Genomic DNA, 25,879 nt, shown 5'->3' with positions numbered 1-25,879 from the left:
GCGTGTCGCGCGCGCCCGGTGCTTGCCTCACCCGTCCGCGCCTGCCGCGCCGCCGTCGCTCCCCTCATCGGGTCACCGGCAGCTCGGGCGACGAGACGTCGATGGTCCGCGCGCCGTCGGCGAGCTTGCGCAGCGTGCGCACCGCCTCGACCTTGAGCGGCAGGTCGGAGCTGCCGCCCCACCGGACGGTCGTGCCGTCCTCCAGGACCGTCTCGACGGCGTCCTGCGTGTCGGCGCTGACGTGCTCCACCTTGCCGGCGAGCTGGGCGGGCAGGGCCGCCAGCACGTGGAGCGCCGCCTGCAGCGCCAGCGCGTCGTCCAGCGGCACGTCCACCTGCGGCAGCCCCTTCGGCGCCGCGTCGCGCGTCGCCACGCGCACCCCGGACGAGTCGAGCAGGGCCAGCCGGTCCCCGTCGGGCACCGCGGCCACCGGGACGCGCGGCGTGAGCTCCACCGCGAGCCCGTGGGGCCAGGCCCGCGCGATCCGGACGTCCTTCACCCCGCGCAGCCCGAGCACCTGCTCCCGCATCGCCACGGTGTCCAGGCGGGGCAGCGGGGTGCCGCCGGGCGCCTCGACGATCTCGCGCACCCTGGCCTCGTCGACGTACCGCCCCGCGCCGGCGACGCTCACCTCCGCCTTCTCCAGGGCGAGCACCGGCGACCAGAGGGCCACCCACGCGAGGCCCGCGACGACCACAACGGAGAGGACCCATGCGAGCACCCGCCGCCAGGCGCGATGCCGGCGCATCGCGGTGCGCTCGGCGAGCCGGTCCGCCATCGCCGTCGACACCCTCGGCGGGACCTCCTGCCCGGCCGGGACCACCGCCGTCGCCGCGGAGCGCGGACGGGACCGCGCGGCCTCGGCGGGCGCGGCCTTCGGGGCTGTCTTCGGGGCTGTCTTCGGGGCGGCCTTCGTGGTTCCCGTCGCGGGCCCTCTCGAACCGCCCTTCGTCCCGCGGGTCCCCGTCGGCGCCCCGGCGCCCACCGACGGCGTGCCGGTCGGCGCGGTCGCCGCTGATCGTCCCGACGTCGCGCGGCCCGACGTCGCGCGGGTCGTCGGGCGCGGGCGGGCTGGCGGTCGCATCACCCCATGGTCTCGTCGCGGGCGTCGCCGTCCGGCGACGCCACGCCGGAGGGACGCGCGGCGAGGTCCGCCAGGATCACGGGGCCCAGCTCGGTGACGTCTCCCGCGCCCACGGTGAGCACCAGGTCGCCGGGGCGCGCGAGCGCCGAGGCCACGTGCGCCGCCTCGAGCCGGTCCTCGACCGCGCGCACTCCCCCGCCGGACGACGTCCGCTCGAGCAGGTCGGTGATGGTGCGCGGGCCGACCGTCGGGTCGACGTCCTCGCGGGCCCGGTAGACGCCGGTGACGACGACCTCGTCCGCGAGGGCCAGCGCTGCGGCGAACCGGCCGGCGAAGATCCGCGTGCGCGAGTACAGGTGCGGCTGGAAGAGCACGACGATGCGGCCGTCGCCGGCCACCGGCCGTGCCGCCCGCAGCAGCGCCTCCACCTCGGTGGGGTGGTGGTCGTAGCTGTCGAACACCCGCACGCCGTCGACCTCGCCCTTGGGCTCGAACCGCCGCCCCGTCCCGACGAAGGTCCCCGCGCCCCGGGCGGCGTCGCCCGGCTCCGCGCCGAGCAGCACCGCGGTCACGACGGCCGCCGTCGCGTTGAGCGCGTTGTGCGCGCCGGGCACCGCGAGGCGCAGCGCGTACGGCTCGTCGCCCAGCGGGCCGCCGGAGACGACGGCCTCGACGGTCCCCGCCCCGACGACGACGTCGCGCACCCGCACGTCCGCGCCCGCGGCCTTCCCGTACGTCACCACGGCCCTCCCCGCGGCCCGGTGCGCGTCCGCGAGGGCCGCCGAGCCGGCGTCGTCCGCGCACGCCACGAGCGTGCCGCCGTCGACGATCCGGCCGGCGAACTCCTCGAACGCCCGCTCGAAGGCCTCCTGCGAGCCGTAGTGGTCGAGGTGGTCCGGCTCGACGTTGGTCACGACGGCCACCGTGGGGGCGTAGTTGAGGAACGAGCCGTCCGACTCGTCGGCCTCGGCCACGAGCACGTCGGACGCACCGAGGTGCCCCCCGGGCACCGCGCCCTCGCGGCCCTCGGCGTCCCGCACCCGCACCGTGCCCCCGATCGCGAACGACGCGTCGACGCCGCACGCGCGCAGCACGGTCGCGACCATCGCCGACGTCGTGGTCTTGCCGTGCGCGCCGGCCACAGCCACCGCCCGGCGTCCGAGCATCAGCGACGCGAGCGCCTGGGAGCGGTGCAGCACCCGGATCCCCGCAGCGCGGGCGGCGGCGAGCTCCGGGTTCGTCTCCCGCACCGCGGACGACACGACGACCGTGTCGACCAGGGGCGCGCCGTCCGGCCCCACGACGTGTGCCGCGTCGTGCCCGACCCAGACCCGCACGCCGTCCGCGCGCAGCGCCTCGAGGGCGGGGCCGGCCGCCGCGTCGGAGCCCTGGACGTCGGCCCCGCGGGCCGCCAGCAGCCGCGCGACGACGGACACGCCCGCGCCGCCGACGCCGACCAGGTGCACGCGGCCGAGCTCCTCGACGGGCAGCGCCGGGGGCCGCGTCGACGGTGCGGCGCTCATGCCTGCCGCCCGGTACCCGCGCCCGCGTCCGCCTGCGCGACCGCCTCGGCGACGAGGTCGGCGACGCGCGCGGCGCCGTCGCGCACCCCGGTCGCCCGGGCCGCGGACGCCATCGCGTCGAGCCGCGGCCGGTCGGCCAGCAGCGCCGGCACATGCTCGGCCACCCAGGCGGGGGTGAGGTCGGCGTCGTCGACGAGGAGGCCGCCGCCCGCCTCCACGAGCGGCGCGGCGTTGAGCCGCTGCTCGCCGTTGCCGATGGGCAGCGGCACGTAGACCGCGGGCACGCCGAGGGCGGCGAGCTCGCACACCGTGCCGGCGCCCGAGCGGGCGACGACCAGGTCCGCGACGGCGAGCGCGAGCTGCATCTCGGACAGGTACTCGCGCACCTGGTAGCGCGCGGCCTCGAACCCGCCCGCGGCGGTGGCGGCGTCGACGGCGGACCGCACGGGCCCGTCCTTGCCCTTGCCCGTCAGGTGCAGCACCTGGACGCCGGCGCGCAGCAGCGCCTCGACCGACCCGGCCAGGGCGGCGTTCACCGACGCCGCGCCCGAGGAGCCGCCGGTGACCACGAGAGTCGGGAGGCCGGCGTCGAGGCCCAGCGTGTCGGCGGCCTGGACGCGCGCGGCCAGCGCGTCGGCCTCGCGCGCCGAGACCAGGTCCGCGATCTCGGCCCGCAGCGGGAGACCGACGACCTGGGCGCCCGGCAGCGGGGTGCCCGGGAAGGTCGCGCCGACGCGGGCGGCCCAGCGGGCGCCGAGCTTGTTGGCCAGGCCGGCACGGGCGTTCTGCTCGTGGATCACCACGGGGACGCCCTTGCGCCGGGCGGCGAGGTACGCGGGGGTGGAGACGTACCCCCCGAAGCCGACGACGGCCTGGGCACCGATCTCGTCGATCGCGGCCTCCGCCGCCTTCACGGCCGCGCTGAGGCGGCCGGGCAGCTTCAGCAGGTCGACGCTCGGGCGCCGCGGCAGCGGCACGCGCGGGATGGGCCACAGCCGGTACCCGCGCTCCGGGACGAGGTCGGCCTCCAGCCCGGACGTGGTGCCGAGGGCGAGGATCCTGGCTTCCGGCTCCCGCGCACGGAGCTCGTCCGCGACGGCGAGGAGGGGGTTGACGTGGCCGGCGGTGCCGCCCCCGGCGAGGACGACGGACGTGACTGCAGAGCTCTTCACAGGCAGGACCCTATCGGCCGCCGTCGCCCCCGCGGCGCCGCGCGCCCCCACCGGTGGCGCCGGCCCTGCCCCGCCGCGACAGGACCGCGACCGACCTCTTGACGACGCTCCGTCGGGCGGCGAGGGCCTCGGCGGCCCCCGGCTCGCTGCGCGCGAAGCTGATCACCACACCGAGCGCCACCATCGTCGTGACCAGGGCGGACCCGCCCGCCGACACCAGCGGCAGCGGGACGCCGATCACGGGCAGGACGCCGATCACCACGCCGATGTTCACGAAGGCCTGGCCCACCACCCAGCAGCCGATCGCGGCCGTGGTGATCTTCACGAACGGGTCCGGGTGCCGGCGCACCACCCGCGCCATCGCGATCCCGAGGACCACGAACAGCGCGAGCACGAGCAGCGTGCCGAGCAGGCCGAGCTCCTCGCCGATCACGGAGTAGATGAAGTCGTTGTGCGCCTCCGGCAGGTACTTCCACTTCTCGCGGCTGGCACCCAGGCCCACGCCGAACAGCCCGCCGGTGCCCAACCCGTACATGCCGTGGATCGACTGGTAGCACTGCCCCTGCGTGTCCGTGCACGTGCCGTAGGCGGCCAGGATCCGGGTGAGCCGGTCGCTGCCGTCCTGGTTGACGATGAACGCCCAGCCGACCAGCAGCGCCGCCCCGACCCCGCCCACGGCGAGCATCGAGGCCGGCGCGCCCGAGACCCAGTACGCGCCGAGGCCGAGCACCGCGAGGATGAGGGCCGTGCCCAGGTCGTGTCCCGCCATGACGAGCCCGAGGACCGCGCCGAGCCCCAGCACTCCCGGCACCAGCGCCTGGCCCCAGCTGCCGAGAAGGTGCTGCTTGCGGCCCAGGACCGCGCCCAGCCACACGGCGAGCCCCAGCTTGGCGAGCTCCGAGGGCTGGAACTGCACCGGACCGACGACGAGCCAGTTCCGGTTGCCGTTGACGAGCTTGCCGGCGAAGAGCACCGCGACGAGCATCGCCAGCGTGACCAGCATCGCCGGCCATGCGAGGCGCTTGTACCAGCGCACCGGCAGCCGGGCGGCGATCAGCATGAGCGGCAGGCCGATGAGGGCGAACCGTGCCTGCACCATGAACGCGGCGAACGGCGAGTCCCCCGCGGCGATGGACGTCACCGTCGAGCTGGACAGCACCATGACGAGCCCGATGACCAGCAGCAGCCCGGTGGCACCGACGAGCAGGTAATAGCTCGTCACGGTGCTGTTCCACTGACCGAGCCACGGGCGCTCGGTCCGCTTCGGGGAGCGCGGCGCCGGCCGGTCTCTCGGGGTCCGGCCCGTCGACGGACGACCCCCCGACCCTCGCGGGGCGCGTCGGGTGCCCGTCGTGACCGCCATCCGACACCTCTCGCTCGTCGTCGCGGCGTCGTGCCGCTACAGCTCCGCCACGGCCGTGGCGAACGCCTCCCCCCGCTGGGCGTAGGAGGCGAACTGGTCCATGGACGCACCGGCGGGCGCCAGCAGGACGGTGTCCCCGGCACGAGCCAGGTCACGTGCCGCCGCGACCGCGCGCCGCATCACGGACCCAGTGTCGCCGGGATCGACCACGACGACGGGGATCTCGGGCGCGTGTCGGGCCAGCGCCCCGCGGATCGGCTCCGGGTCGACGCCGATGAGCACGGCCGCGCGGAGGCGGTCGGCGCGGTCGGCGACGAGGGCGTCGAACGACGCCCCCTTCGCGAGGCCGCCGGCCACCCACACCACGGTGCCGGGCGCGTAGGACGCGAGCGAGGCTGCCGCGGCGTGCGCGTTGGTCGCCTTCGAGTCGTCCACCCAGGCGACGCCGTCGAGCACGCGCACCTCGGAGATGCGGTGCGCGCCGGGCCGGAACGCGCGCAGGCCGTCGCGCACGGCGGCCGCGGGGACGCCGTGCGCGCGGGCGAGCGCGGCGGCCGCCAGGGCGTTCGCGACGACGTGCGGCGGCGGGGTGCCGCCCCCGGGGGCGAGGTGCGCGAGGTCGGCGAGGGTGCCGAGCTCGGCGGCCGTCCGCTGCCGGTCGCGCGCGCCGGGCTCGGTGTGGAAGGCGCGGTCGACGAGCACGTCCTCGACCACGCCCAGCTGACCCGGGCCCGGGGCGCCGAGGGTGAACCCCACGGCGAGGGCGCCCTCGGTCACGTCGGCGTCGCGCACCAGCTGCTCCGTGCGCGGGTCGGCCGCGTTGTACACGCACGCCACCTGCGCGCGGGCGTAGACCCGGCCCTTGTCCGCCGCGTACGCCTCGAGCGACCCGTGCCAGTCGAGGTGGTCGGCAGCCACGTTGAGCACGGCCGCGGCCTCGAACGACGTCGTGAGCGTGTGGTGGAGCTGGAAGCTGGAGAGCTCCACCGCGAGGACGTCCAGCGACGGGTCCTGCGCCGCCTCGACGACCGGGGTCCCGACGTTCCCGACCGCGGCGGCGCGCAGGCCGGCCGCGGTGAGGATCGACGCGAGCATCTCGACAGTCGTCGTCTTGCCGTTGGTCCCCGTGACGGCGAGCCACGGGGCGGGCCCGCGCGCCCCGTCCGCACCGGTGCGCTCGACCCGCAGCCGCCAGGCGAGCTCGATCTCGCTCCACACGGGGACGCCGGCGGCCCGGGCCGCGGCCAGCAGCGGGGTGCTCGGCGCCCACCCCGGGGACGCGACGACGAGGTCGGCGCCCGCGACGACGCGCCCCGCGACGGCGGGGTCGTCCGCGTCGCGCACGTCGGCGTCGTCCGCGCGTCCGTCGACCGTGACCACCGAGGCCACCCGCCCGGCCGCACCGCCCGACAGGGCGGCGACGACGGCGCGCCCGGTCACGCCGAGCCCGGCGACGACGACGCGGGCGCCGTCGGGCAGCGCCCGCGGGTCGGGCTCGGTCACGTGGCCACCCACTCGGCGTAGAAGACGCCCATGCCGAGCGCCGCGAACAGGCCGGCGATGAGCCAGAACCGGATGACGATCGTGACCTCGCCCCACCCGGACAGCTCGAAGTGGTGGTGCAGGGGTGCCATCTTGAACACGCGCCTGCCCGTCATCTTGAAGAAGCCGATCTGGATGACGTCGGACATGACGATGACGACGAAGAGCCCGCCGATGATCGCGGCGAGGATCTCGGTGCGCGACAGGATCGAGATGCCCGCCAGGGCGCCGCCGAGGGCGAGCGAGCCGGTGTCGCCCATGAAGATCTTCGCGGGGCTGGCGTTCCACCAGAGGAAGCCGATGCAGGCACCCGCGATGGCGGCGGCGACGATCGCGAGGTCCTGCGGGTCGCGCACCTCGTAGCAGCGCGGCCCGGCCGCGGCGAGCCGCTGGCACGACTGGTTGAGCTGCCAGATGCACACGAGGACGTACGCGCCGAAGACGATGATCGACACGCCGGTCGCCAGGCCGTCCAGGCCGTCCGTGAGGTTCACCGCGTTGGACCAGGCCGTGATGAGGAAGTTCGCCCAGATCACGAAGAGGATGAGACCCACCGTGACGCCGGCGAACGCCAGGTCGAGGTTGGTGTCGCGCAGGAACGAGATCCGCGTGGACGCGGGCGTCCGGGCGTTCGCGTTGGGGAACTGCAGCGCGAGGACCGCGAAGCTGATCCCGACGAAGCCCTGGCCGATGATCTTCGCCTTCGGCGTGAGGCCCAGGGACCGCTGCTTGCGGATCTTCGTGAAGTCGTCGAGGAAGCCGACCAGGCCGAGGCCCGTCATCAGGTACAGGCATAGCAGCGCCGACGCGCTCGGCGGCCTCCCGGCGACCAGCATGGACACCGCGACGCCGACCAGGGCCGCCGCGATGATCACGACGCCGCCCATCGTCGGCGTGCCGCGCTTCGTGAAGTGCGCGGTCGGCCCGTCCTGGCGGACGAACTGGCCGTAGTTGCGGTGGATGAGGAACCGGATGAACAGGGGCGTCCCGAAGAGGGCGACCAGCCCGGAGACGCCGGCCGAGACCAGGATCGCGATCACGGGGCGACCTCCACGGCCGGTCCGGCGGCCGCCGGCCCGCCGGCGGCGAGCTCGTCGCCGAGGCGCCACAGGCCCGACCCGAGGGAGGACTTCACGAGGACGACGTCGCCCGGCTCGAGCGCCTCGGCGAGCACCGCGCGCGCGGCGTCGAGGTCAGGCACGAAGACCGACTCCTCTCCCCAGGAGCCCTCTTGCATGGCCCCCTCGTGGATGTGGTACGCCCCGTCGCCGACGACGACGAGGAGCTTGACGTTCAATCGCACCACGAGGCGGCCGATCTCGTCGTGCGCGGCGCGCGAGCCGTCCCCGAGCTCGAGCATCTCGCCCAGCACGGCGACGGAGCGGCGCGTACGGCCCGCCATGACGGCGAGCGCCCGCAGCGCGGCGCGCATCGAGTCCGGGTTGGCGTTGTAGGCGTCGTCGACCACGGTGACGCCGTCCGGTCGCTCGGTGACCGCCATCCGGTGCGGGCTGAGGGGGGTCGCCCGGGACAGGCCGTCGGCCACGCGCGCGATCGCGGCGGCGGTGGTGCCGCTCAGCGCGAGCACCGCCGCGGCGGCGGCGAGCGCGTTGCTCGCGTGGTGCGCGCCCACGAGGCGCAGCGCCACGGGAGCGGGGTCGCCCAGGTCGTGGCCACCCGCGACGGCGAGCCCGAACGTCGCCCGGCCGGAGGCGTCCACCCCGATGTCGGCGGCGCGCACGTCGGCCGAGGAGATGGTGCCGAAGGTGGTGACGGTGTGCTCCGGGGCGGCGAGCGACGCCATGGCCGCGACGCGCTGGTCGTCGGCGTTGAGCACGACGGCGCCGCCCGGCACGACGCCCGAGACCATCTCGGCCTTGGTGCGCGCGATGGCCTCGACCGAACCGAACTTGCCCACGTGGGCCACGCCGACGGCGAGCACGATGCCGACGTCGGGCGGGGCGATCCGCGTCAGGTAAGCGATGTTGCCGGGGCCGTCCGCGCCCATCTCCAGCACGAGGAAGCGCGTGGCCTCGGTGACGCGCAGGACGGTCAGCGGCAGGCCGACCTCGTTGTTGAACGACCCCGTGGGCACCACCAGGCCGTCCTCGGGGGCGACGCCCTCCGGCAGCAGGTCCACGAGGAGCTGGCCCAGCAGGTCCTTGGTCGTGGTCTTGCCCACCGAGCCGGTCACCGCGACGACCCGGAGGTCGCCCGCGGCCCGCACGCGGGCGAGCACGACGCGCGCGAGCTCGCCCAGCGCGGCCTGCACGTCGTCGACGACGACCGTCGGCACGCCCTCGAGCTCGCGGGCGGCCAGGACCAGCGCGGCCCCCGACTCGACGGCGCCGCGGGCGAAGTCGTGCCCGTCGACGCGCTCGCCGGGCAGCGCGACGAACAGCCCCCCGGGCTCGACGCGGCGGGAGTCCACGACGACGGGCGCGCTCACGGGCGTGGCGGCGTCGGCGTGCAGCCGTCCCCCGGTCGCCTCGGCGACGTCGGCGGCGGTCAGCGCGATCATGCGGTGGTCCTCTCGTGCCGCCGCTGCAGCGCGCGGCGGGCCTCGTCCCGGTCGTCGAGCTCGAGGTCGACGCCCGCGACCTCCTGGATGGTCTCGTGGCCGCGGCCCGCGACGAGGACGGTGTCGTCCGCCCCGGCGTCGAGCACGGCCTTCTCGATGGCGGTCGCGCGCGGCGCCGCCTCGGTCACGACGACGTCGCGACCCGAGCCGCGCGCCGCGTCGCGGGCCGCGCGGGCGCCCTCGAGCACCGCGGCGCGCACGGCGGCGGGGTCCTCGCCGTGGGGGTCGTCGTCGGTGACGACGACGACGTCCGCGCCCGCGACGGCGGCGGCGCCCATCGCGGGCCGCTTGCCCTTGTCGCGGTCCCCGGTGGCTCCGAACACGACGACGAGCCGGCCGGCCGTCGTCGGGCGCAGCGCGGCGAGCGCGAGCTCGAGCGCCTCGGTGTTGTGCGCGAAGTCCACGACGACGCGAGGGTGGCCGTCCCCGCCCGCGCCGACCACCTGCATGCGGCCCGGCACGACGGCCGAGAGGCCGTCGGCCGCGGCGAGGGCCTCGGCCACGTCCTCGACGTGCGCACCGCCCTCGAGCACCATCGCGACGGCGAGCGCGGCGTTCGCGACGTTGAACCCGCCGGGCAGGGACGTCGACGTGCGCAGCGAGCGCCCGTCGGCGTGCGTGAGCGTGAACGCGGAGCCGGTGCCGTGCGCCGCGACGTCCGTGACGGTCCAGTCCGCCGCCGCCTCGCCGTCCCGGGGGGCGCGGGTGCGCAGCGTCGCGACGGGCACCTGCGCGGCGGTCGCCATGCGCTCGCCCCACACGTCGTCCACCACGACGACGCCGCGGCGCGCGTGCTCGGGCGTGAACAGCGACGCCTTCGCGTCGAAGTACGACTGCAGGTCGCCGTGGAAGTCGAGGTGGTCCTGGCTGAGGTTCGTGAACCCGACCACGCCGAACTCGATGCCGTCCACCCGGTGCATCGACAGCGAGTGGGAGGACACTTCCATCGCGAGCGTGCGCACCTCCGCCTCGCACATCGCGGCGAGCAGCGCCTGCAGGTCCGCGGCCTCCGGGGTGGTGAGCCGGCTCGGGAGCACCGTGTCGCCCGCACGCATCTCCACCGTGCCGATCAGGCCGCCGGTCCAGCCGAGGGCCCGCAGCAGGTGGTCGACCTGGTAGGTCGTCGTCGTCTTGCCGTTGGTGCCGGTGACGCCGAAGGTCATCAGGTGCTCGGCGGGCTCCCCGTACACCCAGGCCGCGACGGGCCCGAGGACGGCCCGCGGGTCGCCGGCGACCAGGACCGGCACCACGGGGTCGAGCGCGTGCGGCCCGCGGGTGAGGGTGGCGGCGCCGGCGGCGTCGGTGAGCACGGCCCGGGCCCCGCGGGCCACGGCGTCGGCGGCGAACCGCGCGCCGTGGGCCTGCGCACCGGGCAGGGCGACGAACAGGTCGCCACCTGCGACGACGCGGTTGTCGGACGCGACCGAGGTGACGACGACGTCGGCCGGGACCTGCGGCCGGGGGCCGCCCTCGTCCGGTGCCGCCGGCGTCGTCACCTCGAGCCCGAAGGCCAGGGCGAGGTCCCGCACCCGCCGGGGCGTCGTGCCCGCGGGCCGGATACGGGGAAGCGGGGATGTCACGGAGAAGAACCTACCGTCTGCGTGCTGCGGGCCCGGCACCCAGGGCGCCCGGCATGAGAACCGTCACGGACCGCACGGCGTCTTTCGCCGCCTCGGTCACCACGTCGTTCACCAGGTGAGGGCGTACGGCTTGAACGGGGTCGTGCTGGGGGGCACGTCCATCTTCTGCAGCGTGTACCCCATGAGGTCGCTGAAGACCGGCGCGGCCACCACGCCGCCGTAGATCGACGACTGGGGGCTGCGCAGGAAGACCGACACCGTGTAGCGAGGGTCGTCGGCGGGCGCGACGCCGATGAACGACGCCATGTAAGTGGTCCCGGCCCCCGTCCACATCTGGGCGGTGCCGGTCTTGCCGGCCACGCGGTAGCCGGGCACCCGCGCGTTGGCGGCGGTGCCCTCCTCCCCCACGACCGACTCCATCATCCGCATCACCGAGTCGGCGGTCTTCTCCGAGACCACGCGCTCCTTCGAGGGCGCTTCGGCGGGCGTGAACGTGCCGTCGGACGCGCGCGTGCCGGCGACCAGGCTGGGCTCCACCCGGACGCCGCCGTTCGCGACCGTCGAGAAGACCTGGGTCGCCTGCATCGCGTTCACGGCCACGCCCTGCCCGAACAGGATCGTGTACGGGGTGCGGGCGTCGTGCGCCAGCGTCTGCTCGGAGGGCAGGATGCCCGCCGACTCGCCCGGCAGCCCGAGGCCGGTGGGCTGCCCGAACCCGAACTTGCCGAGGTAGTCGTAGCGGACGTCGAGCGGGATCTTCTCGCCGATCTGCACCGTGCCCGTGTTGGACGAGTGCGCCAGGACGCCGGCGAGCGTCAGCTGCTGGTCGGGGTGCTCGTGCGAGTCCTTGAACGACTCGCCGTTGGGCGTGGTGAAACGGTACGGCACGCGGAACTGGCTGTCGGGCTTCCAGTAGCCCTCCTCGAGGGCTGCCGCCATCGTGATCACCTTGCCCGTGGAGCCGGGCTCGAAGACGTCCTTCACGGCGCGGGAGCCGTTGGCCACCGCGGACGTCGACCGGTCGTTGGGGTCGACGTCGCCCGAGTCGGCCACCGCGAGCACCTGGCCCGTGCGCACGTCCTCGACGACCGCCATGGCGTACTTCGCCCCGGTCTTCGAGACCGCGTCGTCGAGCAACTCCTCCGCCTTCCACTGGACGTCCAGGTCGATCGTCAGCTCCACGTTGCTGCCGGGCACCGCCTCGGTGGTGTCCCGCTCCGAGTTGGGGATCGGGACGCCGTCGCGGCCGCGCTCGTAGGTGACCTTGCCGTCGGTGCCCGCGAGCACGTCCTCGTAGGCGCGCTCGAGCCCGCCCTGGCCCACCTGGTCGCGGTCGACGAAGCCCACGAGCGTGCCCGCGACGGTGCCCGCCGGATAGGTGCGGCGGGAGGTGAGCTCGGTGCGGACGTAGGCCTGCAGCTCCAGCTTGGTGATCGCCCGCTGCACCTCGGGCACGGCGTTGCGCTTGAGGATCACGTACCGGTCGTCCCCGTTGAGCTTCGCGGCGAGCTCCGCGGGCTGCGCGTCGAGGATCGGCGCGAGGAGCTGCGCGATGCCGAGCGCGCCGTCCTGCACCGCCTTGCCGGTGGCGGTGTCCACGCGCTGGCCGCCCTGGAAGCCCTGGATGGCGAGCGTGTCGGCGGAGATGGTGTACCGGTCGACGGACGTCGCGAGCACGCGCCCGTTGGCGTCGACGATGTCGCCGCGGTGCGCGAGCTGCACCGAGTGCGTGGTGCGCGCCTCCTGCGCCTTCGCCGCGAGCGCCGGTCCCTGGAAGATCTGCACCTGCACCAGCCGGCCCACGAAGACGGTGAGCACGAGCGCCGCGACGACCATGATCCACCGCTGCCGGCGCCCGGGGTCGCCCGGACGCCCCCGGCCCGCGGCTCCGCCACGCGGGCGCGGCGGTGCACCCCCGCCGCGCGCCGTCGTCCGGCCCGTGGAGCGGACCGGCGTCGTGCCCGCCCGCGGGCGCCCGCCGCCCGCGGGCGGGTTCGCGTTCCGGGCCGCCGTCCCGCGGCCCGGGCGGGAGCGGGGCGTCGACCGCGAGGTCGAGCCTGTGCCAGGACGCGCGGCCGCCCGCGGCGTCGAGCCGTTCGTGGTGCGGGAGGTGCTCACCCCTCGAGTCTGCGGTGCCGACGTCCGGGTCGTGCGGGCCGGGCCCGGGCGTGTCGCGCGCCCGCCGGCCGAGCCGCCGCTCCGCGCGCCGCCGCGGGCCGGAGGCGTCCGCCCGGTCACGGCGTCTCCGTGTCGCCGATCCCGACCTTCGCGCGCTTCTCGACGCTGATCATCGTCGGGTCCTCGGCGGGGACCATGCCGAGCTTCGTGGCGCGCTCCGCCAGCGACGACTCCGCGGCCCGGAGCTTCTCCTGCTGGGTCTGGACGTCCTGCGCCACCTGACCCACCTCCGCCTGCAGCCGCGACGCCTCGTACGAGCCGCGCGCCATCGACGTGTTGAGGAGCAGGGCCGCCAGCAGCGCGGCGGCGAGGATCACCGCGCACAGCACGAGGAACGGGACGCCCGACGTCGCCTGGAGGGGGGCGCGGACCGCGTCGAGCCGGCGGCCGCGGTCGTCGGCGCCGCCCGGCAGCGAGGTCAGCGGTGCACGGCGGGGTGCCGCGGCCGGGCGGGTCCCGGGGGTGGCGGGGGCACGCAGGGCGCTCATCGGCGGTCCTCCTTGGGGTGCGGGCGGGTGCGCGGGCGGGGCGCGGTGCGCATGTGGTCGGGGGTGGGGCGGACGCGGCGGGCGGCGCGCAGGCGGACCGAGGCGGCGCGCGGGTTGCGCTCGAGCTCCGCCTCGTCGGCCTCCTCCGCGCCCCGCGTCAGGGCCTCGAGGTAGGGCTTGTGGGTCTCCGGCTCGACGGGCAGGCCGGCCGGCGCGCTCGACGTCGTCCCGCGCGCGACGGCCCGCTTGACGATCCGGTCCTCCAGCGACTGGTAGGACTCGACGACGATCCGCCCGCCGACGGCCAGCGCCTCGATCGCGGCTGGCACGGCGCGCTCGAGCACCTCCAGCTCGCCGTTCACCTCGATCCGCAGCGCCTGGAACGTCCGCTTGGACGGGTTGCCGCCCGTGCGCCGCGCCGCGGCGGGGATGGACGCCCGCACCAGGTCGGCGAGCTCGCCCGTCCGCTCCCACGGCCGCTCCTCGCGGCGCCGCACGATCGCCCTGGCGATGCGCGGCGCGAACCGCTCCTCGCCGTACTCGCGCAGCACCCGCGCCAGCGCACGCTCGTCGTAGGTGTTGAGGACGTCGGCGGCGGTCGCGCCGCGCGTCTGGTCCATCCGCATGTCGAGCGGCGCGTCCTGGGCGTACGCGAAGCCCCGGCCGGCCTCGTCGAGCTGCAGCGACGAGACGCCGAGGTCCATGAGGACGCCCTGCACCCCGTCCAGCCCGAGCTCCGCGACGACCTCGCCGATCTCGTCGTAGACCGCGTGCACCGGGGTGAACCGGTCGCCGAAGCGGGCCAGCCGCTCGCCCGCGAGGCGCAGCGCCTGGGTGTCGCGGTCGATCCCCACGACGCGGGCCGTCGGGACCTGCTCCAGCACCGCCTCGGTGTGACCACCCATGCCCAGGGTGCAGTCGACCAGCACGCTGCCCGGCTCCGCGAGCGCCGGCGCGAGGAGGTCGACGCACCGCTGCAGCAGCACGGGCAGGTGACGGTCGCCCGCGGGTCGCGCGTCGTCCGGTGTGCTCATCGGTGCTCCTCCTCTCGTGCTCGGTCTCGTGTCGGGTCCGGTCCAGATGGTCGCCGGGGCCCCGCCCGGCCAGGTCTCCCTCCGCGCCGTTCTGGCACCGGGGAAGTGCGCCAGACCCTCGCGGGAGGAGGCCTCGTCGTGCGGGGCCCTGCTGCTGCTCGTCTGCTGTGCGGTTGTGGGTGGTGCCGGTGGTTCAGAACTGCAGGTCCGGGAAGATCTGCTCGGACGTCTCGGAGTACGACGACTCCTGCTCGGCCAGGTAGGTCTCCCAGGTGGTGCGGTCCCAGACCTCCACGCGGGTCCCGGCGCCGATCACGGCGACGTCCCGGTCGAGGCCGGCGTACGCGCGCAGGGCGGCCGGGATGACGACCCGCCCCTGCTTGTCCGGCAGCTCGTCGCTCGCACCCGACAGGAACACGCGCAGGTAGTCGCGCGCCTGCCGGCTGGTCACGGGGGCCTGCCGCACCTGCTCGTACATGCGGCCGAACTCGTCCATCGGGAGGAGGAAGAGGCAGCGCTCCTGTCCCCTCGTCATGACGAGGCCGGGAGCGAGTCGGGCGCGAAACTTCGCGGGGAGGATGAGCCGGCCCTTCTCGTCGAGCTTGGGGGTGTAGGTGCCGAGCAGCAGCCCGGCCCCCGGAAACGTGTCCTCCAGACCTGCCACGGCTCGCACCTCCCCTCGCGCTCCCGCAGCCTCCACGCTACTCCACTTTCCTCCACCAGGCGCGGGGAACGAGGGGGAGTTCTCCCCATCTCACCCGCTCCCCCCACAGTCCCCACACATCGCCGCAGGTCAGGGCGTCAGGGGCGGGGCGGGCCGCCGGTGGAGGGCGGTGGAGGGCGGGTCGCCGGAATCGTGTCGCCCGCAGCGTGCGTCCGGTACCAGGAGGTGCCGCACGGCCGCGACCACCGCACGCGGGGTGCGTCGTGGAGCGAGGTGGAGCGGGTGATCGTCGTCACGTCCGGCCCCGATTCCACTAGGCTGCGAGAACGTCACGAGCACGTGAACCGGAGGTCACCCGTGCACCCAGAACCCGTCTCCCCCACGCTGGCCGGCGCACGCACGGAGACGGAGGACCACAGGGACGGACCCACCCCCTCCACGGGGACCGGCCTCGACGCCCTGACCAGAGATCTCGACGAGCTCGTCACCGCCACCACGCGGGTGCGGGAGGCGATCGACTCCGTGGTCTCGGGGCGTCCCGGCCTCGCCGAGGTGACCGTCGCCGTCCTGCTCGCCGAGGGTCACCTCCTGATCGAGGACGTCCCCGGCGTCGGCAAGACGACGCTGGCGAAGGCCCTCGCCCGCAGCATCGACTGCCGTGTCGGCCGCATCCAGTTCACCCCCGACCTGCTCCCGAGCGACCTCACCGGCGTCAACATCTTCCGCACCGCCACGCACGACTTCGAGTTCCGGCCCGGGCCGGTGTTCAACAACGTGGTGATCGGCGACGAGATCAACCGCGCCTCGCCCAAGACGCAGTCCGCGCTCCTCGAGTGTATGGAGGAGGGCCAGACGACGATCGACGGCACCACGCACACGCTGCCGCGGCCGTTCCTCGTCGTGGCGACGCAGAACCCGGTGGAGATGGAGGGCACCTATCCGCTGCCCGAGGCGCAGCGCGACCGGTTCATGGCCCGCCTCACCGTCGGCTACCCGGACACGGACGCCGAGCTGCAGATGCTCGACCGCCAGGAGTCCTCCGACCCCCTGGACCACCTGTCCCCCGTCACCACCGGCGCCGACATGGTGCGGTACGCCGAGGCGGTGCGCGCCGTCTACGCGGCGGGACCCGTCAAGCAGTACGTGCTCGGCCTCGTGGGCGCGACGCGGCAGCACGAGGGGGTCCGGCTCGGCGCCTCGCCGCGGGCCTCGCTCCAGCTGCTGCGGGCCGCCAAGGCCGCCGCCGCCATGGCGGGGCGCGAGCACGTGCTTCCCGACGACGTGCAGTCCCTCGCCGTCTCGGTCCTGGCCCACCGTCTGATCCTCAGCACCGAGTCCCGGCTCGGCGGCGTGACCCCCGAGGACGTGATCTCCGAGATCGTCCAGCGCACCGCCGTGCCCGGCGGCCGCGTCGCCGTCGCCCCGCCCGCGGGGTCGTTCGCGCGGCCCTCCCGCGAACGCGGCCGGTAGGGCCGGCGATGTCCGGCGACGACCAGTCCGGCGCGGTCCCGGCCGCCACCGAGCGCAGGGCGGGGCAGCGCGGCCGCCGCGACGCCCGGCACCCGGCGCTGCGGCGGGTCGTCCGCGTCCGGCCCACGCGCCGCGGCCTGGCCCTGCTCGTCGCGGGCCTGGTGCTCGTCACGATCGGCACCCTGCTCGACCTGCCCGACGTCGTGGGCCTCGGCGCCGCCGCCGTGCTGGCCGTCCTCCTCTCCTGGGTGCTCATGGGGGTGCAACGCCTCGACGCCGGTCGGGGGGCGCTCGTGGTCACGCGCGAGCTCACGCCGAACCCCGTCGTGCGCGACCAGACGGCCACGGTGCGCCTGGTCGTCGGCGCCCGCGCACGCACGGGCGCGGCCTACGAGCGGCTGGCCCGCCTGCGGCTGTCCGAGCAGGCCGCGCACGAGCTGGCGGGGCCGCACGGCATCCGCGCCCGGGTGACGGCGCACGCGGACCGCATCGCGGTCTCCTACGCGCTCACCCCGTCCCGCCGGGGTCGCTGGGCCCTCGGCCCGCTGCTCACCACGCGCACCGACGTCTTCGGGCTGGTCCGCACCACGCAGCCGCTCGGCGCCGCGACCCGCGTCGCGGTGTGGCCCCGCACCGTCGGCCTGCCCACGCGCACGCGGGTGCTCGGCGACGTCGAGCGCGCGGCCACCGGCGCACGGCTGGCGTCCACCGACGACTCCGTCCTGCGCGAGTACGTCTCCGGCGACGACCCCCGCCGGGTGCACTGGGCGGGCTCCGCGCGCCAGGGCCGGCTCATGGTCCGGGCGGACGAGAGCGCCGGCGTGCGGCCCGTGACCGTGCTGTTCGACCGGGCGCTGCTGCCGCCGCCCGTCGACCCGCGCACCGGCGTCTGGCCGTCCACCCGCGGCTCCCGCACGCACGCCGAGGGCGAGCTCGCCGTCGAGCTCGCGGCCTCCGTCGCGACGTCGTTCCTCGACGCCGGCCACCCCGCGCGCCTGGTGCCCACCGGCTCGGGCCCCGCGCCCGTCCCCTTCGCCGCCGGCGCGCGCACCGGCCGCGCGACGGTCCTCGACCAGGCGGTCGACCTGCGCGGGCACCGCGGGGCCGCCGACGCCGAGCGCGCCGTCCTGCAGACGGTCCGCGCCCTGCGCGCCTCGCGCTCGCAGGAGGAGATCGTCGTCGCCGTGCTGGGCCCCCAGCCGGAGGCCGCGTTGCGCGACGTGGCCGAGCTCGGCGTCGAGGGCACCTGCTGGGCGCTCGTCGTGGCGCCGGCCGAGGCCCGGGACCCCGGTGCGGCGCCGGCGGGAGAGACGGTCGGCGCGCTGCGCGCCGCCGGCTGGCGCGTGGCCACCTGCCCCCCTGGCACGGCGCCCGACCGCGCCTGGGCGCTCCTCTCGGAGGGGGCAGCATGATCCCCGCCCACGCGGGCCCGACGGCCCGCACCGTCGCCTCCGGGGTCCTGGTCGCCGTGGCGGTCGCCGCCTCGATGCTCTCGCTCACGAGCATCGTGCTGCCGGGCGGCTGGACCCGCGCGGCACTCCTCGGCATCGTCCTCGTCAGCGCGACGACGGTCACGTCCCGGGTCACGATCGAGCGGCGGGCCCGCGCTCGAGGGCTGCGCACCAAGGAGTCCGGCTCCGCCTGGCCCAGCGTGCTGGGCGGCGTCGTCGCCGCCTGGTTCGTCCTCGCGCGGTACGGCGGCCCCACCGCCGACCCCACCTTCGTGGTCACCCCGCAGCACCTGTCGCGCGTCGTGGCGCGGCTCGGCGAGGCCGGGGAGATCGCCCGGTCGGAGGTCGCCCCCGTGACGGGCAGCGTCCCCATGGGCCTGCTCACGGTCGGCGGCACGCTGCTCGTGCTGCTGCTCGCCGACGCTCTCGCGGGCGCGCTGCGCCGTCCCGCGGCGGTCGGCCTGCCGCTCCTCGCCCTCTGGGCCCCGCCGCTCGTGCTCGCGGGACGAGTGCCGTGGGGCGTGTTCGTCGTGACCGTCGCGGCCCTGCTGCTGCTCCTCACGCTCGACGGCCCGCTGGTCGCCCGGGCGCGACGGGCCGAGCGCACGCCCGCGCCCGTGCGGCGCGCCGAGCGGTCCCGCGCCGTCGCGACGACCGCCGGCGCCGTCGTCCTCGCCGTCGTCGCCGGCCTGGTCGGTACGGCGTCCGCCGCGCTCCCCGGCGGGCCCGCGGGCTGGTACCGCACCTTCACGACCACGGGCGACACCATCCGCCTCGCCGAGGACCTCGACATCCTGCGGAGCCTGACCGAACGGTCCCGCTCCGTCGTCCTGTCCTACGACACCGGTTCCGACGCCGACGTCGGGCCGTTGCGCAGCTACACCGCCACGGCCTTCGACGGGCGCCGGTGGCAGCGCGGGGAGGAGCGCGGCGGCAGAGACTTCGGCGACGGCGACGTCCTGTGGCCCGACGACCCGCCGTCCGGCGAGACCGCCGTCCGGACGGTCGCCCTCGACGTGGGCGAGCTCCGCGACGACAAGCTGCCCATCAGCATCGACCCCCGCCAGGTGGCCACGGACGGCGGCGGGTGGGGCTACGACCCCGCCAGGGACGAGGTGGTCGGGGGGCTGACGGCCGCGGGCGACTCCTACACCCTCACGGTGCACGAACGGGACCTCGACCCCGCCACGCTCCGGGGGGCACGGGCGGCCGACCTCGACGAGGTCTACACCCAGGTGCCCGACACCGCGCACGCGGGCGACGTCGAGGCGGCCGCGCGCGAGGCCGTGGGCGACGCCGACACCGCTTACGACCAGGCCGTCGCCCTCCAGCGCTGGCTGCGCGACCCCACCCGCTTCACGTACTCGACGACCATCCCCCGCGGCGGCACGGGAGACCCGGTCTGGGACTTCCTGCAGCACCGCACGGGCTACTGCATCCAGTTCGCGACGACCATGGTGGTCATGGCGCGGTCGCTCGGCATCCCCGCGCGCCTCGCGGTCGGGTACCTGCCCGGCGACCGCACCGGCGAGACCGCCTGGCAGATCACGGGGCAGGACTCTCACGCCTGGCCGGAGATCTACTTCCCCGGCAGCGGCTGGGTGCGCTTCGAGCCCACGCCCGCCCAGCAGACGGGGAGCCCGCCCGCCTACACGATGCCGCGCGTGCAGGGCGACCCGGCCGCGGCGCCCACGGCCAACGACCTCCGCGAGCGGCAGCCCACGGCGGGAAGCACCTCGACCGACGACGAGGCGACGCCGTCGGCCTCGTCCGCCGCCGCGGTCACGCCCGTCGTCGACACCGGCCTCCCCGGCTGGGTGTGGATCACCGCGGGCAGCCTCGTCGTCGTCCTGGTGGGCGGCCTGGTGCTGCTGCTCGCCCGACGGCGCCGTGCGTCGCAGGAGCTCGACCCCGAGCTCGCCTGGCAGCAGGTGCTCGCGGCCCTCGCCGCCGAGGGCGTCCGGCTACCGCCGGCCACCACGCTCCGCCGCGCGCCGGACGTCATCGCGACGGCCGTGACCGCCCGGACCGGCCGCGAGCTCGCCCCAGCGGTGCGCGAGGACCTCGCCGCGCTCGCAGGGGCGGCCGAGGCCAGCAGGTACGCGCGGGAGCCCGTCGCGCCCGAGCCCGACGAGCTCGAACGGCTCACGACGGCGGTCGCCTCCGGGCTCGGTGAGACCCTGTCGACACGGTGAGCCCGGCGACGGTCGCGGGTCCGCCAGGACGAGCCCGCCCGCCCCGGGGGTGATGGACCACCAGCGCGGTGCGTCTTTGGACGCGCGTGCCGACGACCGACGAGCCCGCCCTGTCCTCGGGACAGGGCGGGCTCGTGGTGCCTGCGGTGAAGCGGTGCGTGCGACGAGGCGCCGCAGTGGGTCGCTGCTCGGCGGTTCAACGACCCTGGCGGTTCAACGGCCCTGGTCGCGTCGCCGCTCCCAGCGCTCCTCGAGACGGGCGAGGAAGCCCTCCTTCTTCGCCGCGGGCGCCGCCTGCGGGGCGGTGCGGCCCGGACGCGCGCGGTCCGGGTTGGTCGCCGGGTCGACGGTGCCGTCCGGCCGGACCACACCCGTGGGCCCCGACCGGCGCGGGGCCGCGAACGCGTAGGCGACGCCGGCGAACATCAGGACGAAGCCGACGACACCGACCCAGGCCTGCGACGTGGCAGCACCGACCACGAGCAGCAGCAAGCCCGCGACGACTCCGACGCCGGCCAGGACATAACGCAGGGGCGACCGGCGGCGCGCCTGCTGCAGGGTGTTGGCCAGACGGGGATCGTCGCTGCTCAGCGCGCGCTCCATCTGCTCCAGCACTCGCTGCTCGTACTCGGACAGTGGCATCGAGTCCCCCCGGGGATCGAGGTGGAACGGTAACGCCTTCAGGATATGCCCGCGCCGCCCGGCACGGTAGTCGACGAGGGTGAACCTCGGCGGCGACCCGACGCCGCACCCAGGCTGATCGCCGATCGGCCGAACCGCTCACGCACCGCGTCCAGCGCGAGCTCGGCCTCACGGCGGGCCTCCTGACGCGGATCCACGGCCTCGTCGAGGGTCACCTGCTCGGCGAGACCGGACCTGACCTGCAGGTTCTCGCCGCGGACGCCGACCAGCCGCACGGGCAGACCGCGCAGGTCCGCCGCACCCAGCAGCTCGCGTGCGACGAGGAAGATCGCGCGCGCCACGTCGGTCGGGCCGTCGAGCGTGCGGGACCGGGTCAGGGTCCGGAAGTCGGAGGTACGGACCTTGATCGACACCGTGCGCGCGACCACGCCCTGGTGCCGCAGCCGGGCCGCGACCCGGTCCGCGAGCTCGAGGACGCGCTGCTCCACCGCGCCCAGGTCCCACAGGTCGCGCTCGAACGTGGTCTCGGCCCCGACGCTGCGCTCCTCGTGACCCGGGACGACCGGCCTCGGGTCGCGCCCCCACGCGAGGTCGTGCAGGTGCGCCCCGGAGACCGACCCGACCGCCGCCTGCAGCGTCGGCACGTCGGTGTCCGCGAGCTGGGCCACGGTCGTGATGCCCCAGCGCGCCAGGGCGGCCTCCGTCTTTTCACCCACCCCCCAGAGCGCGCCCACCGGCAGCGTGCGCAGGAAGGGCACCGTCGCGTCCGCCGGCACGAGCATCATCCCGTCCGGCTTCGCGTGGGTGGACGCCAGCTTGGCCACGAACTTGTTGCGCGCGATCCCGACGGAGCACGTGATCCCGTGCTCGGCACGGACCTGCTCGCGCAGCCTCGCCCCGATCACCGTCGGGGCGCCGAGCCGACGACGGGCCCCGCTCACGTCGAGAAAGGCCTCGTCGACCGAGATCCGTTCCACCAGCGGCGTGATCGTGGCGAGGATCGCCATGACCGACTCGGACACCTCGTGGTACAGCGTGTGGTCGGGCGGCACCACGACGGCCTGCGGGCACAGCCGCAGACCGGCGGCCATCGACATCGCGGACCGTACGCCGAAGGCCCGGGCCTCGTAGGTCGCCGCGAGCACGACACCCCGCTCCCGGCCCCCCACGATCACGGGACGTCCCCTCAGCTCGGGGCGGCGGGCGAGCTCGCAGGACGCGAAGAACGCGTCCATGTCGACGTGCAGCACGGAGGTGCCCGACTCGTCGGCGCCCCAGTCCCGGAACGCCTCCGCAGACCGCGGACCGCGGCTCACGAGGCCGCCGGAGCGACGGCGAGCGGACGCGCGAACCCGGCGCGCGGGTCGACCAGGAGGCCGACCTCGTCCCGGAAGTCCTCCGCGCACGCCACGAGCTCGGCCGCCCGGCGGGCGTCGACGTCAGGCTCGAGCCCCGCCTCGACCGCCGCCCGGACCCGGGCACCGGAGGCGAAGTACCCGGACCATGCGGCGAGGTCGGGCTCCACGAGCGCCAGCATGTCCCAGACCGAGCGCGCCCGGCTCCGGACCGACGGGCGTCCGCGCAGCGCGACGACGGCGGCCGCCGCGCGCAGCGCAGCCAGGTGGGCGTGGACGAAGCGCTCGGCGGGGTCCGTCGCCGTCGCGGCCGCCGCGAGCTCCGCGTCGGAGCGATCGAGGAGCCGGGTCACCTCGGGGCTCGGGGGCAGCACCGCGCCCCCACCGACATGACCTGCTCGGCCGGCATGGCCCCGACCGCTCGTCGGACCGGCAGATCTCGTGCGAGCCGACATCCTGCACCTCCCGTGCTCCGCGGTTCCCCGCGCCCGTCCAGTGTCGAACACCTGTTCGAACCTGTCAACCGTCGGACTGCCAGTCCGCCCCGCCCCTCGGAGCGGCGAGACTGGTCGCATGTCCCGCTCCTCCCGAGGCGGATCGCGCCCCGAGCGCCGGTCCGGTCGACGCCACCCAGCATCCCCCGACACACCGACACTCCCCGACGAGGAGGTGCCGATCGACACGGGCACGGCGCGAGTCGAGCGCGACCCGGACCACCCCGACCGCGTGACGCTGCACGTCAACGGCGTGCCGAGCTCCGCCCTCGACCTCGACGACCCCGGCTTCCTCGCTTTCGAGTACATGCAGCAGATGGCCGCCGTGCTGGCGGGGATGCCCGACGGCCCGCTGCGGGTGCTGCACCTCGGGGCGGCCGGGTGCGCCCTCGCGCGGCACGTCGAGCACGAACGACCGGACTCGCGCCAGCTGGGCGTCGACGTCGACGCCCGCCTCCTCGAGCTCGTGCGGTCGTGGTTCGCGCTGCCGCGCTCGCCCCGACTCCGGCTGCGGGCCGACGACGCCGGCCACGCCCTCGCGTCCCTGGCGCCGGGCTCGTTCGACGTCGTCGTGCGCGACGTCTTCGCGGGCGACCGCACGCCCGACCACCTGGCCGACGACGCGTTCGCCGCGGCCGCGCACCGCGTGCTGCGGCCCGGCGGCGTCCTGCTGGCGAACTGCGCGGACCGCCCCCCGCTGTCCCTCGCGCGCCGGGAGACGGCGACGCTCGCCGAGGCGTTCGGGCCCGACGCGGCGGCCGACGGCCGGCTCGGGGTCGTCGCGGAGCACGCCGTCCTCAAGGGGCGCCGGTACGGCAACGTGGTGCTCGTCGCGGTCAGGGCCGTACCCGGCGACGCCCGCGACGGGTCCGGCGAAGACGCCGCCGACGAGGTCGACCTGCACGACGCCGGCCTCGCGCGCCGGCTGCGCAGCCTGCCCGTCCCGGCGCGGCTCCTCGTCGGGGGCGAGCTCCGGAAGTTCACCGGGGCCTGACCCGGCGCGGCCGAGCGGCGGGCCGAGGGACGGACTCCCCGGTCACGACGACGGCCGCGCCCCGGGCGGGGACGCGGCCGTCGTCAGGCGTGCCGGGTGCTCAGAGCGGCACGACCTGCTCCGCCTGCGGGCCCTTGGGGCCCTGGGTGATCTCGAACTCGACCCGCTGGGCCTCGTCGAGGGTGCGGTACCCCTGCGACTGGATCGCGGAGTAGTGCACGAAGACGTCGGCCCCGCCGTCGTCCTGCGCGATGAAGCCGTAGCCCTTCTCCGAGTTGAACCACTTCACAGAACCTTGCGCCATGCTGATCCTTCGACCTTCCGTCACAACGGGCACGAGCGGGCCGGGCGGCCACCCGTCGTTGCAGGCCGCACCGCCGGTTCGTGCGAAGGAGCGCCTCTGCAACGCGGTCAGTGTGGCACGGACCACACCGACGTGCCACGGATATGCCGCGGAAGCCGCGCATCGGCCATTCAGGGCGGGGCCGCGCGATGCGTCAGTCGTCGTCCTGCCGGGCCAGGAAGCGCTCGAACTCCGCGCCGAGCTCGTCGGCCGTGGGCAGGGGGGCCTGCTCGGCCAGGAGGCTCGGCCGACCCACCGACCTCGTGAACGCGTCGTACTGCTCCTCGAGCGCCTTGACGACGGCCTTCACCTCGCCCGACTCCCCCACCTGCTTCTCGACCTCGATGGTCGCGTCCGCCGCGGCCTCCGCGAGCCGGCCCGTCGCCAGGTCCAGGCCCGTGGCGCGCTCCACGTGCCGCAGCGCGACGACCGCCGCCGGCGCGTAGCGCGACTGCGCGAGGTAGTGCGGCACGTGCACGGTGAAGCCGATCGCGTCGTGCCCGGCCTCGCCGAGCCGGTACTCCAGCAGAGCCGCGAGCGAGCCGGGCACCCGCACGGTGCCGAAGAACGACGTGTAGTCCTCCACCAGGCCGGGACGCGTGCCGTGCGCCGTCAGCGACAGCGGCCGGGTGTGCGGCACGCCCATCGGGATGCCGTGGAAGCCGACCGTCAGGGAGACCTCGAAGCGCTCCACGAGGCCCTTCACGGCCGCGACGACCCGCTCCCACTGCAGGTCCGGCTCCGAGCCGTGCAGCAGCAGGAAGCCGGTGCCCTCGCGGTCCGCGACGTGGTCGATCGCGAGGTAGGGCTCGTCGTACGCGGACCACCGGTCGGCGTCGAACGTCATCCCGACCCGCTTCGAGCGGTAGTCGAGGAGCTGGTCGACGTCGAAGGTCACCAGGCGCGTGGTCGTCAGCTCCTCGGTGACGTGCTCCACGGCGATCTCGCCCGCGGAGCCGGCGTCGACGAACCCGTCGAGCGCGTGCAGCAGCACGGGCCCGGTGCCGACCGACGGCGCGTCGGGCCCGTGGTGGGGCAGGACGCTCTCGACGGCGGCCTCGTCGACCTCGTAGATGCTCTGCGGGTCCAGCAAGGGGTTCCTCCTCGGTTCTCCGGCTCGCGCCGACGGGCTCGCGCCCGCACGAGTGTCAACCGCGCCCCGCCCCGGATCCTTCCCGGCCCGTGGGCCGCCGCTCCCCGGCCCGCTCAGCGGTGGGGCAGCCGCACCACCGTGACGAAGAAGTCGTCGATCTGGCGGACCACCTGGATGAACCGGTCGAAGTCCACGGGCTTCGTCACGTAGGCGTTCGCGTGCAGCGAGTAGGACCGAAGCACGTCCTCCTCCGCCTCGGAGGTCGTGAGCACGACCACGGGGATGTGCTTGAGCCGCTCGTCCGCCTTGACCGCCGCGAGCACCTCGCGGCCGTCCATGCGGGGCAGGTTGAGGTCCAGCAGGATGAGGTCCGGCGTCGGCGCCTGGGCGTGCTCGCCCTCCTTGCGCAGGAACGCCATCGCGCTCACGCCGTCCGCCACGACGGACAACCGGTTGGCGACCTTGTGCTCCTCGAACGCCTCGCGGGTCATGAGCACGTCGCCCGGGTCGTCCTCGACGAGAAGGACCTCGATACCCGTCTGCTGGTCCGTCATGCCCGCTCCCTCGTCGTCGAACGCCCGGTCGGGGCGCGCCCCTGCCGTACCTTCTGCAGCATCGTCGCAGGTCAGCGAC

At 75.6% G+C, this 25,879-nt stretch carries 22 protein-coding genes; 4 read left to right on the top strand and 18 right to left on the bottom strand.

From position 1 onward, the window contains the following. Positions 1-64: 64 nt before the first annotated feature. The 12 genes from ACFCZN_RS14415 to mraZ all read right to left on the bottom strand — a co-directional run bounded on the left by ACFCZN_RS14415 (position 65) and on the right by mraZ (position 15,173). A complete protein-coding gene (locus ACFCZN_RS14415) occupies positions 65-790 on the bottom strand; it encodes a cell division protein FtsQ/DivIB (protein ID WP_430557194.1) in 726 nt (241 codons plus the stop codon). A gap of 293 nt (positions 791-1,083) precedes the next feature. After that, the gene (gene murC / locus ACFCZN_RS14410) at positions 1,084-2,607 is read right to left on the bottom strand and encodes a UDP-N-acetylmuramate--L-alanine ligase (protein WP_430557193.1); all 1,524 of its coding nucleotides are present in this window, start codon (positions 2,605-2,607) and stop codon (positions 1,084-1,086) included. Next, on the bottom strand, positions 2,604-3,779 hold the full coding sequence (gene murG, locus ACFCZN_RS14405) for an undecaprenyldiphospho-muramoylpentapeptide beta-N-acetylglucosaminyltransferase (RefSeq protein WP_430557192.1): 1,176 nt from the start codon (positions 3,777-3,779) through the stop codon (positions 2,604-2,606). Before murG ends, murC begins: the two co-directional genes overlap by 4 nt. A 10-nt stretch (positions 3,780-3,789) precedes the next feature. Beyond that, positions 3,790-5,142: a putative lipid II flippase FtsW gene (ftsW, locus tag ACFCZN_RS14400; protein ID WP_429762181.1), complete on the bottom strand. Its 1,353-nt coding sequence runs from the start codon at positions 5,140-5,142 to the stop codon at positions 3,790-3,792. Between the two features lie 36 nt (positions 5,143-5,178). Then, positions 5,179-6,645, bottom strand: a complete 1,467-nt coding sequence (murD, locus tag ACFCZN_RS14395) for a UDP-N-acetylmuramoyl-L-alanine--D-glutamate ligase (RefSeq protein WP_430557191.1) — start codon at positions 6,643-6,645, stop codon at positions 5,179-5,181. After that, a complete protein-coding gene (mraY, locus tag ACFCZN_RS14390) occupies positions 6,642-7,724 on the bottom strand; it encodes a phospho-N-acetylmuramoyl-pentapeptide-transferase (protein ID WP_429762183.1) in 1,083 nt (360 codons plus the stop codon). Before mraY ends, murD begins: the two co-directional genes overlap by 4 nt. Continuing rightward, the gene (murF, locus tag ACFCZN_RS14385; protein ID WP_430557190.1) at positions 7,721-9,205 is read right to left on the bottom strand and encodes a UDP-N-acetylmuramoyl-tripeptide--D-alanyl-D-alanine ligase; all 1,485 of its coding nucleotides are present in this window, start codon (positions 9,203-9,205) and stop codon (positions 7,721-7,723) included. The genes mraY and murF overlap by 4 nt, the downstream gene beginning before the upstream one ends. Then, positions 9,202-10,845: a UDP-N-acetylmuramoyl-L-alanyl-D-glutamate--2,6-diaminopimelate ligase gene (locus ACFCZN_RS14380; protein WP_429762185.1), complete on the bottom strand. Its 1,644-nt coding sequence runs from the start codon at positions 10,843-10,845 to the stop codon at positions 9,202-9,204. The genes murF and ACFCZN_RS14380 overlap by 4 nt, the downstream gene beginning before the upstream one ends. 108 nt (positions 10,846-10,953) lie before the next feature. After that, positions 10,954-12,963, bottom strand: coding sequence for a peptidoglycan D,D-transpeptidase FtsI family protein (locus ACFCZN_RS14375; RefSeq protein WP_430557189.1), 2,010 nt, complete (start codon positions 12,961-12,963; stop codon positions 10,954-10,956). A gap of 116 nt (positions 12,964-13,079) precedes the next feature. Further along, entirely contained in the window at positions 13,080-13,511 is a 432-nt protein-coding gene (locus tag ACFCZN_RS14370) for a hypothetical protein (RefSeq protein WP_429762187.1), read from the bottom strand. Further along, complete coding sequence (rsmH, locus tag ACFCZN_RS14365) at positions 13,508-14,545, bottom strand: 16S rRNA (cytosine(1402)-N(4))-methyltransferase RsmH (protein WP_429762188.1); 1,038 nt, start codon at positions 14,543-14,545, stop codon at positions 13,508-13,510. Before rsmH ends, ACFCZN_RS14370 begins: the two co-directional genes overlap by 4 nt. 193 nt (positions 14,546-14,738) lie before the next feature. Next, a complete protein-coding gene (mraZ, locus tag ACFCZN_RS14360; protein ID WP_429762671.1) occupies positions 14,739-15,173 on the bottom strand; it encodes a division/cell wall cluster transcriptional repressor MraZ in 435 nt (144 codons plus the stop codon). Between the two features lie 495 nt (positions 15,174-15,668). Between mraZ and ACFCZN_RS14355 the strand changes: the two genes are divergently transcribed. The 3 genes from ACFCZN_RS14355 to ACFCZN_RS14345 are packed head-to-tail and all read left to right on the top strand — an operon-like array spanning position 15,669 to position 20,325. Beyond that, entirely contained in the window at positions 15,669-16,679 is a 1,011-nt protein-coding gene (locus ACFCZN_RS14355) for an AAA family ATPase (protein WP_429762672.1), read from the top strand. A gap of 8 nt (positions 16,680-16,687) precedes the next feature. Further along, a complete protein-coding gene (locus ACFCZN_RS14350) occupies positions 16,688-18,091 on the top strand; it encodes a DUF58 domain-containing protein (RefSeq protein ID WP_430557188.1) in 1,404 nt (467 codons plus the stop codon). Then, positions 18,088-20,325: a transglutaminaseTgpA domain-containing protein gene (locus tag ACFCZN_RS14345; protein WP_430557187.1), complete on the top strand. Its 2,238-nt coding sequence runs from the start codon at positions 18,088-18,090 to the stop codon at positions 20,323-20,325. The genes ACFCZN_RS14350 and ACFCZN_RS14345 overlap by 4 nt, the downstream gene beginning before the upstream one ends. 213 nt (positions 20,326-20,538) lie before the next feature. Here ACFCZN_RS14345 and ACFCZN_RS14340 read toward each other — a convergent pair whose 3' ends face one another. Genes ACFCZN_RS14340 through ACFCZN_RS14330 form a run of 3 tightly spaced genes read right to left on the bottom strand, consistent with a single transcriptional unit; the run spans position 20,539 to position 22,696 of the window. Continuing rightward, positions 20,539-20,967 (bottom strand): DUF3040 domain-containing protein, encoded by a 429-nt coding sequence (locus ACFCZN_RS14340; protein ID WP_429762191.1) that lies wholly within the window; start codon positions 20,965-20,967, stop codon positions 20,539-20,541. A gap of 38 nt (positions 20,968-21,005) precedes the next feature. Further along, the gene (locus tag ACFCZN_RS14335) at positions 21,006-22,283 is read right to left on the bottom strand and encodes a DNA polymerase IV (protein ID WP_429762192.1); all 1,278 of its coding nucleotides are present in this window, start codon (positions 22,281-22,283) and stop codon (positions 21,006-21,008) included. Then, positions 22,280-22,696, bottom strand: a complete 417-nt coding sequence (locus tag ACFCZN_RS14330; protein WP_429762193.1) for an SAV_6107 family HEPN domain-containing protein — start codon at positions 22,694-22,696, stop codon at positions 22,280-22,282. Before ACFCZN_RS14330 ends, ACFCZN_RS14335 begins: the two co-directional genes overlap by 4 nt. 295 nt (positions 22,697-22,991) lie before the next feature. Here ACFCZN_RS14330 and ACFCZN_RS14325 point away from each other — a divergent pair, with 295 nt between their 5' ends. Further along, a complete protein-coding gene (locus ACFCZN_RS14325; RefSeq protein WP_430557186.1) occupies positions 22,992-23,810 on the top strand; it encodes a spermidine synthase in 819 nt (272 codons plus the stop codon). A 100-nt stretch (positions 23,811-23,910) separates the two neighbouring features. Here ACFCZN_RS14325 and ACFCZN_RS14320 read toward each other — a convergent pair whose 3' ends face one another. The 3 genes from ACFCZN_RS14320 to ACFCZN_RS14310 all read right to left on the bottom strand — a co-directional run bounded on the left by ACFCZN_RS14320 (position 23,911) and on the right by ACFCZN_RS14310 (position 25,800). Continuing rightward, on the bottom strand, positions 23,911-24,114 hold the full coding sequence (locus ACFCZN_RS14320; protein ID WP_429762195.1) for a cold-shock protein: 204 nt from the start codon (positions 24,112-24,114) through the stop codon (positions 23,911-23,913). Between the two features lie 193 nt (positions 24,115-24,307). Beyond that, positions 24,308-25,246, bottom strand: a complete 939-nt coding sequence (locus ACFCZN_RS14315; RefSeq protein ID WP_429762196.1) for a proteasome assembly chaperone family protein — start codon at positions 25,244-25,246, stop codon at positions 24,308-24,310. 113 nt (positions 25,247-25,359) lie between these two features. Beyond that, entirely contained in the window at positions 25,360-25,800 is a 441-nt protein-coding gene (locus tag ACFCZN_RS14310; RefSeq protein ID WP_429762197.1) for a response regulator, read from the bottom strand. Between the last annotated feature and the right edge of the window lie 79 nt (positions 25,801-25,879).

Source organism: Isoptericola sp. NPDC056134 (genome assembly GCF_042264825.1).
Lineage (GTDB): Bacteria > Actinomycetota > Actinomycetes > Actinomycetales > Cellulomonadaceae > Isoptericola > Isoptericola nanjingensis.
The sequence above is the reverse complement of the archived record's forward strand: the minus strand, read 5'-3'. Positions and strand labels throughout refer to the sequence as shown.

Bases quoted from the DNA above. Each gene is read 5' to 3' on its own strand.
- murC (WP_430557193.1), bottom strand. From the start codon at position 2,607: ATGAGCGCCGCACCGTCGACGCGGCCCCCGGCGCTGCCCGTCGAGGAG.
- ftsW (WP_429762181.1), bottom strand. From the start codon at position 5,142: ATGGCGGTCACGACGGGCACCCGACGCGCCCCGCGAGGGTCGGGGGGT.
- murF (WP_430557190.1), bottom strand. From the start codon at position 9,205: ATGATCGCGCTGACCGCCGCCGACGTCGCCGAGGCGACCGGGGGACGG.
- ACFCZN_RS14370 (WP_429762187.1), bottom strand. From the start codon at position 13,511: ATGAGCGCCCTGCGTGCCCCCGCCACCCCCGGGACCCGCCCGGCCGCG.
- rsmH (WP_429762188.1), bottom strand. From the start codon at position 14,545: ATGAGCACACCGGACGACGCGCGACCCGCGGGCGACCGTCACCTGCCC.
- ACFCZN_RS14350 (WP_430557188.1), top strand. From the start codon at position 16,688: ATGTCCGGCGACGACCAGTCCGGCGCGGTCCCGGCCGCCACCGAGCGC.
- ACFCZN_RS14345 (WP_430557187.1), top strand. From the start codon at position 18,088: ATGATCCCCGCCCACGCGGGCCCGACGGCCCGCACCGTCGCCTCCGGG.
- ACFCZN_RS14340 (WP_429762191.1), bottom strand. From the start codon at position 20,967: ATGCCACTGTCCGAGTACGAGCAGCGAGTGCTGGAGCAGATGGAGCGC.
- ACFCZN_RS14320 (WP_429762195.1), bottom strand. From the start codon at position 24,114: ATGGCGCAAGGTTCTGTGAAGTGGTTCAACTCGGAGAAGGGCTACGGC.
- ACFCZN_RS14310 (WP_429762197.1), bottom strand. From the start codon at position 25,800: ATGACGGACCAGCAGACGGGTATCGAGGTCCTTCTCGTCGAGGACGAC.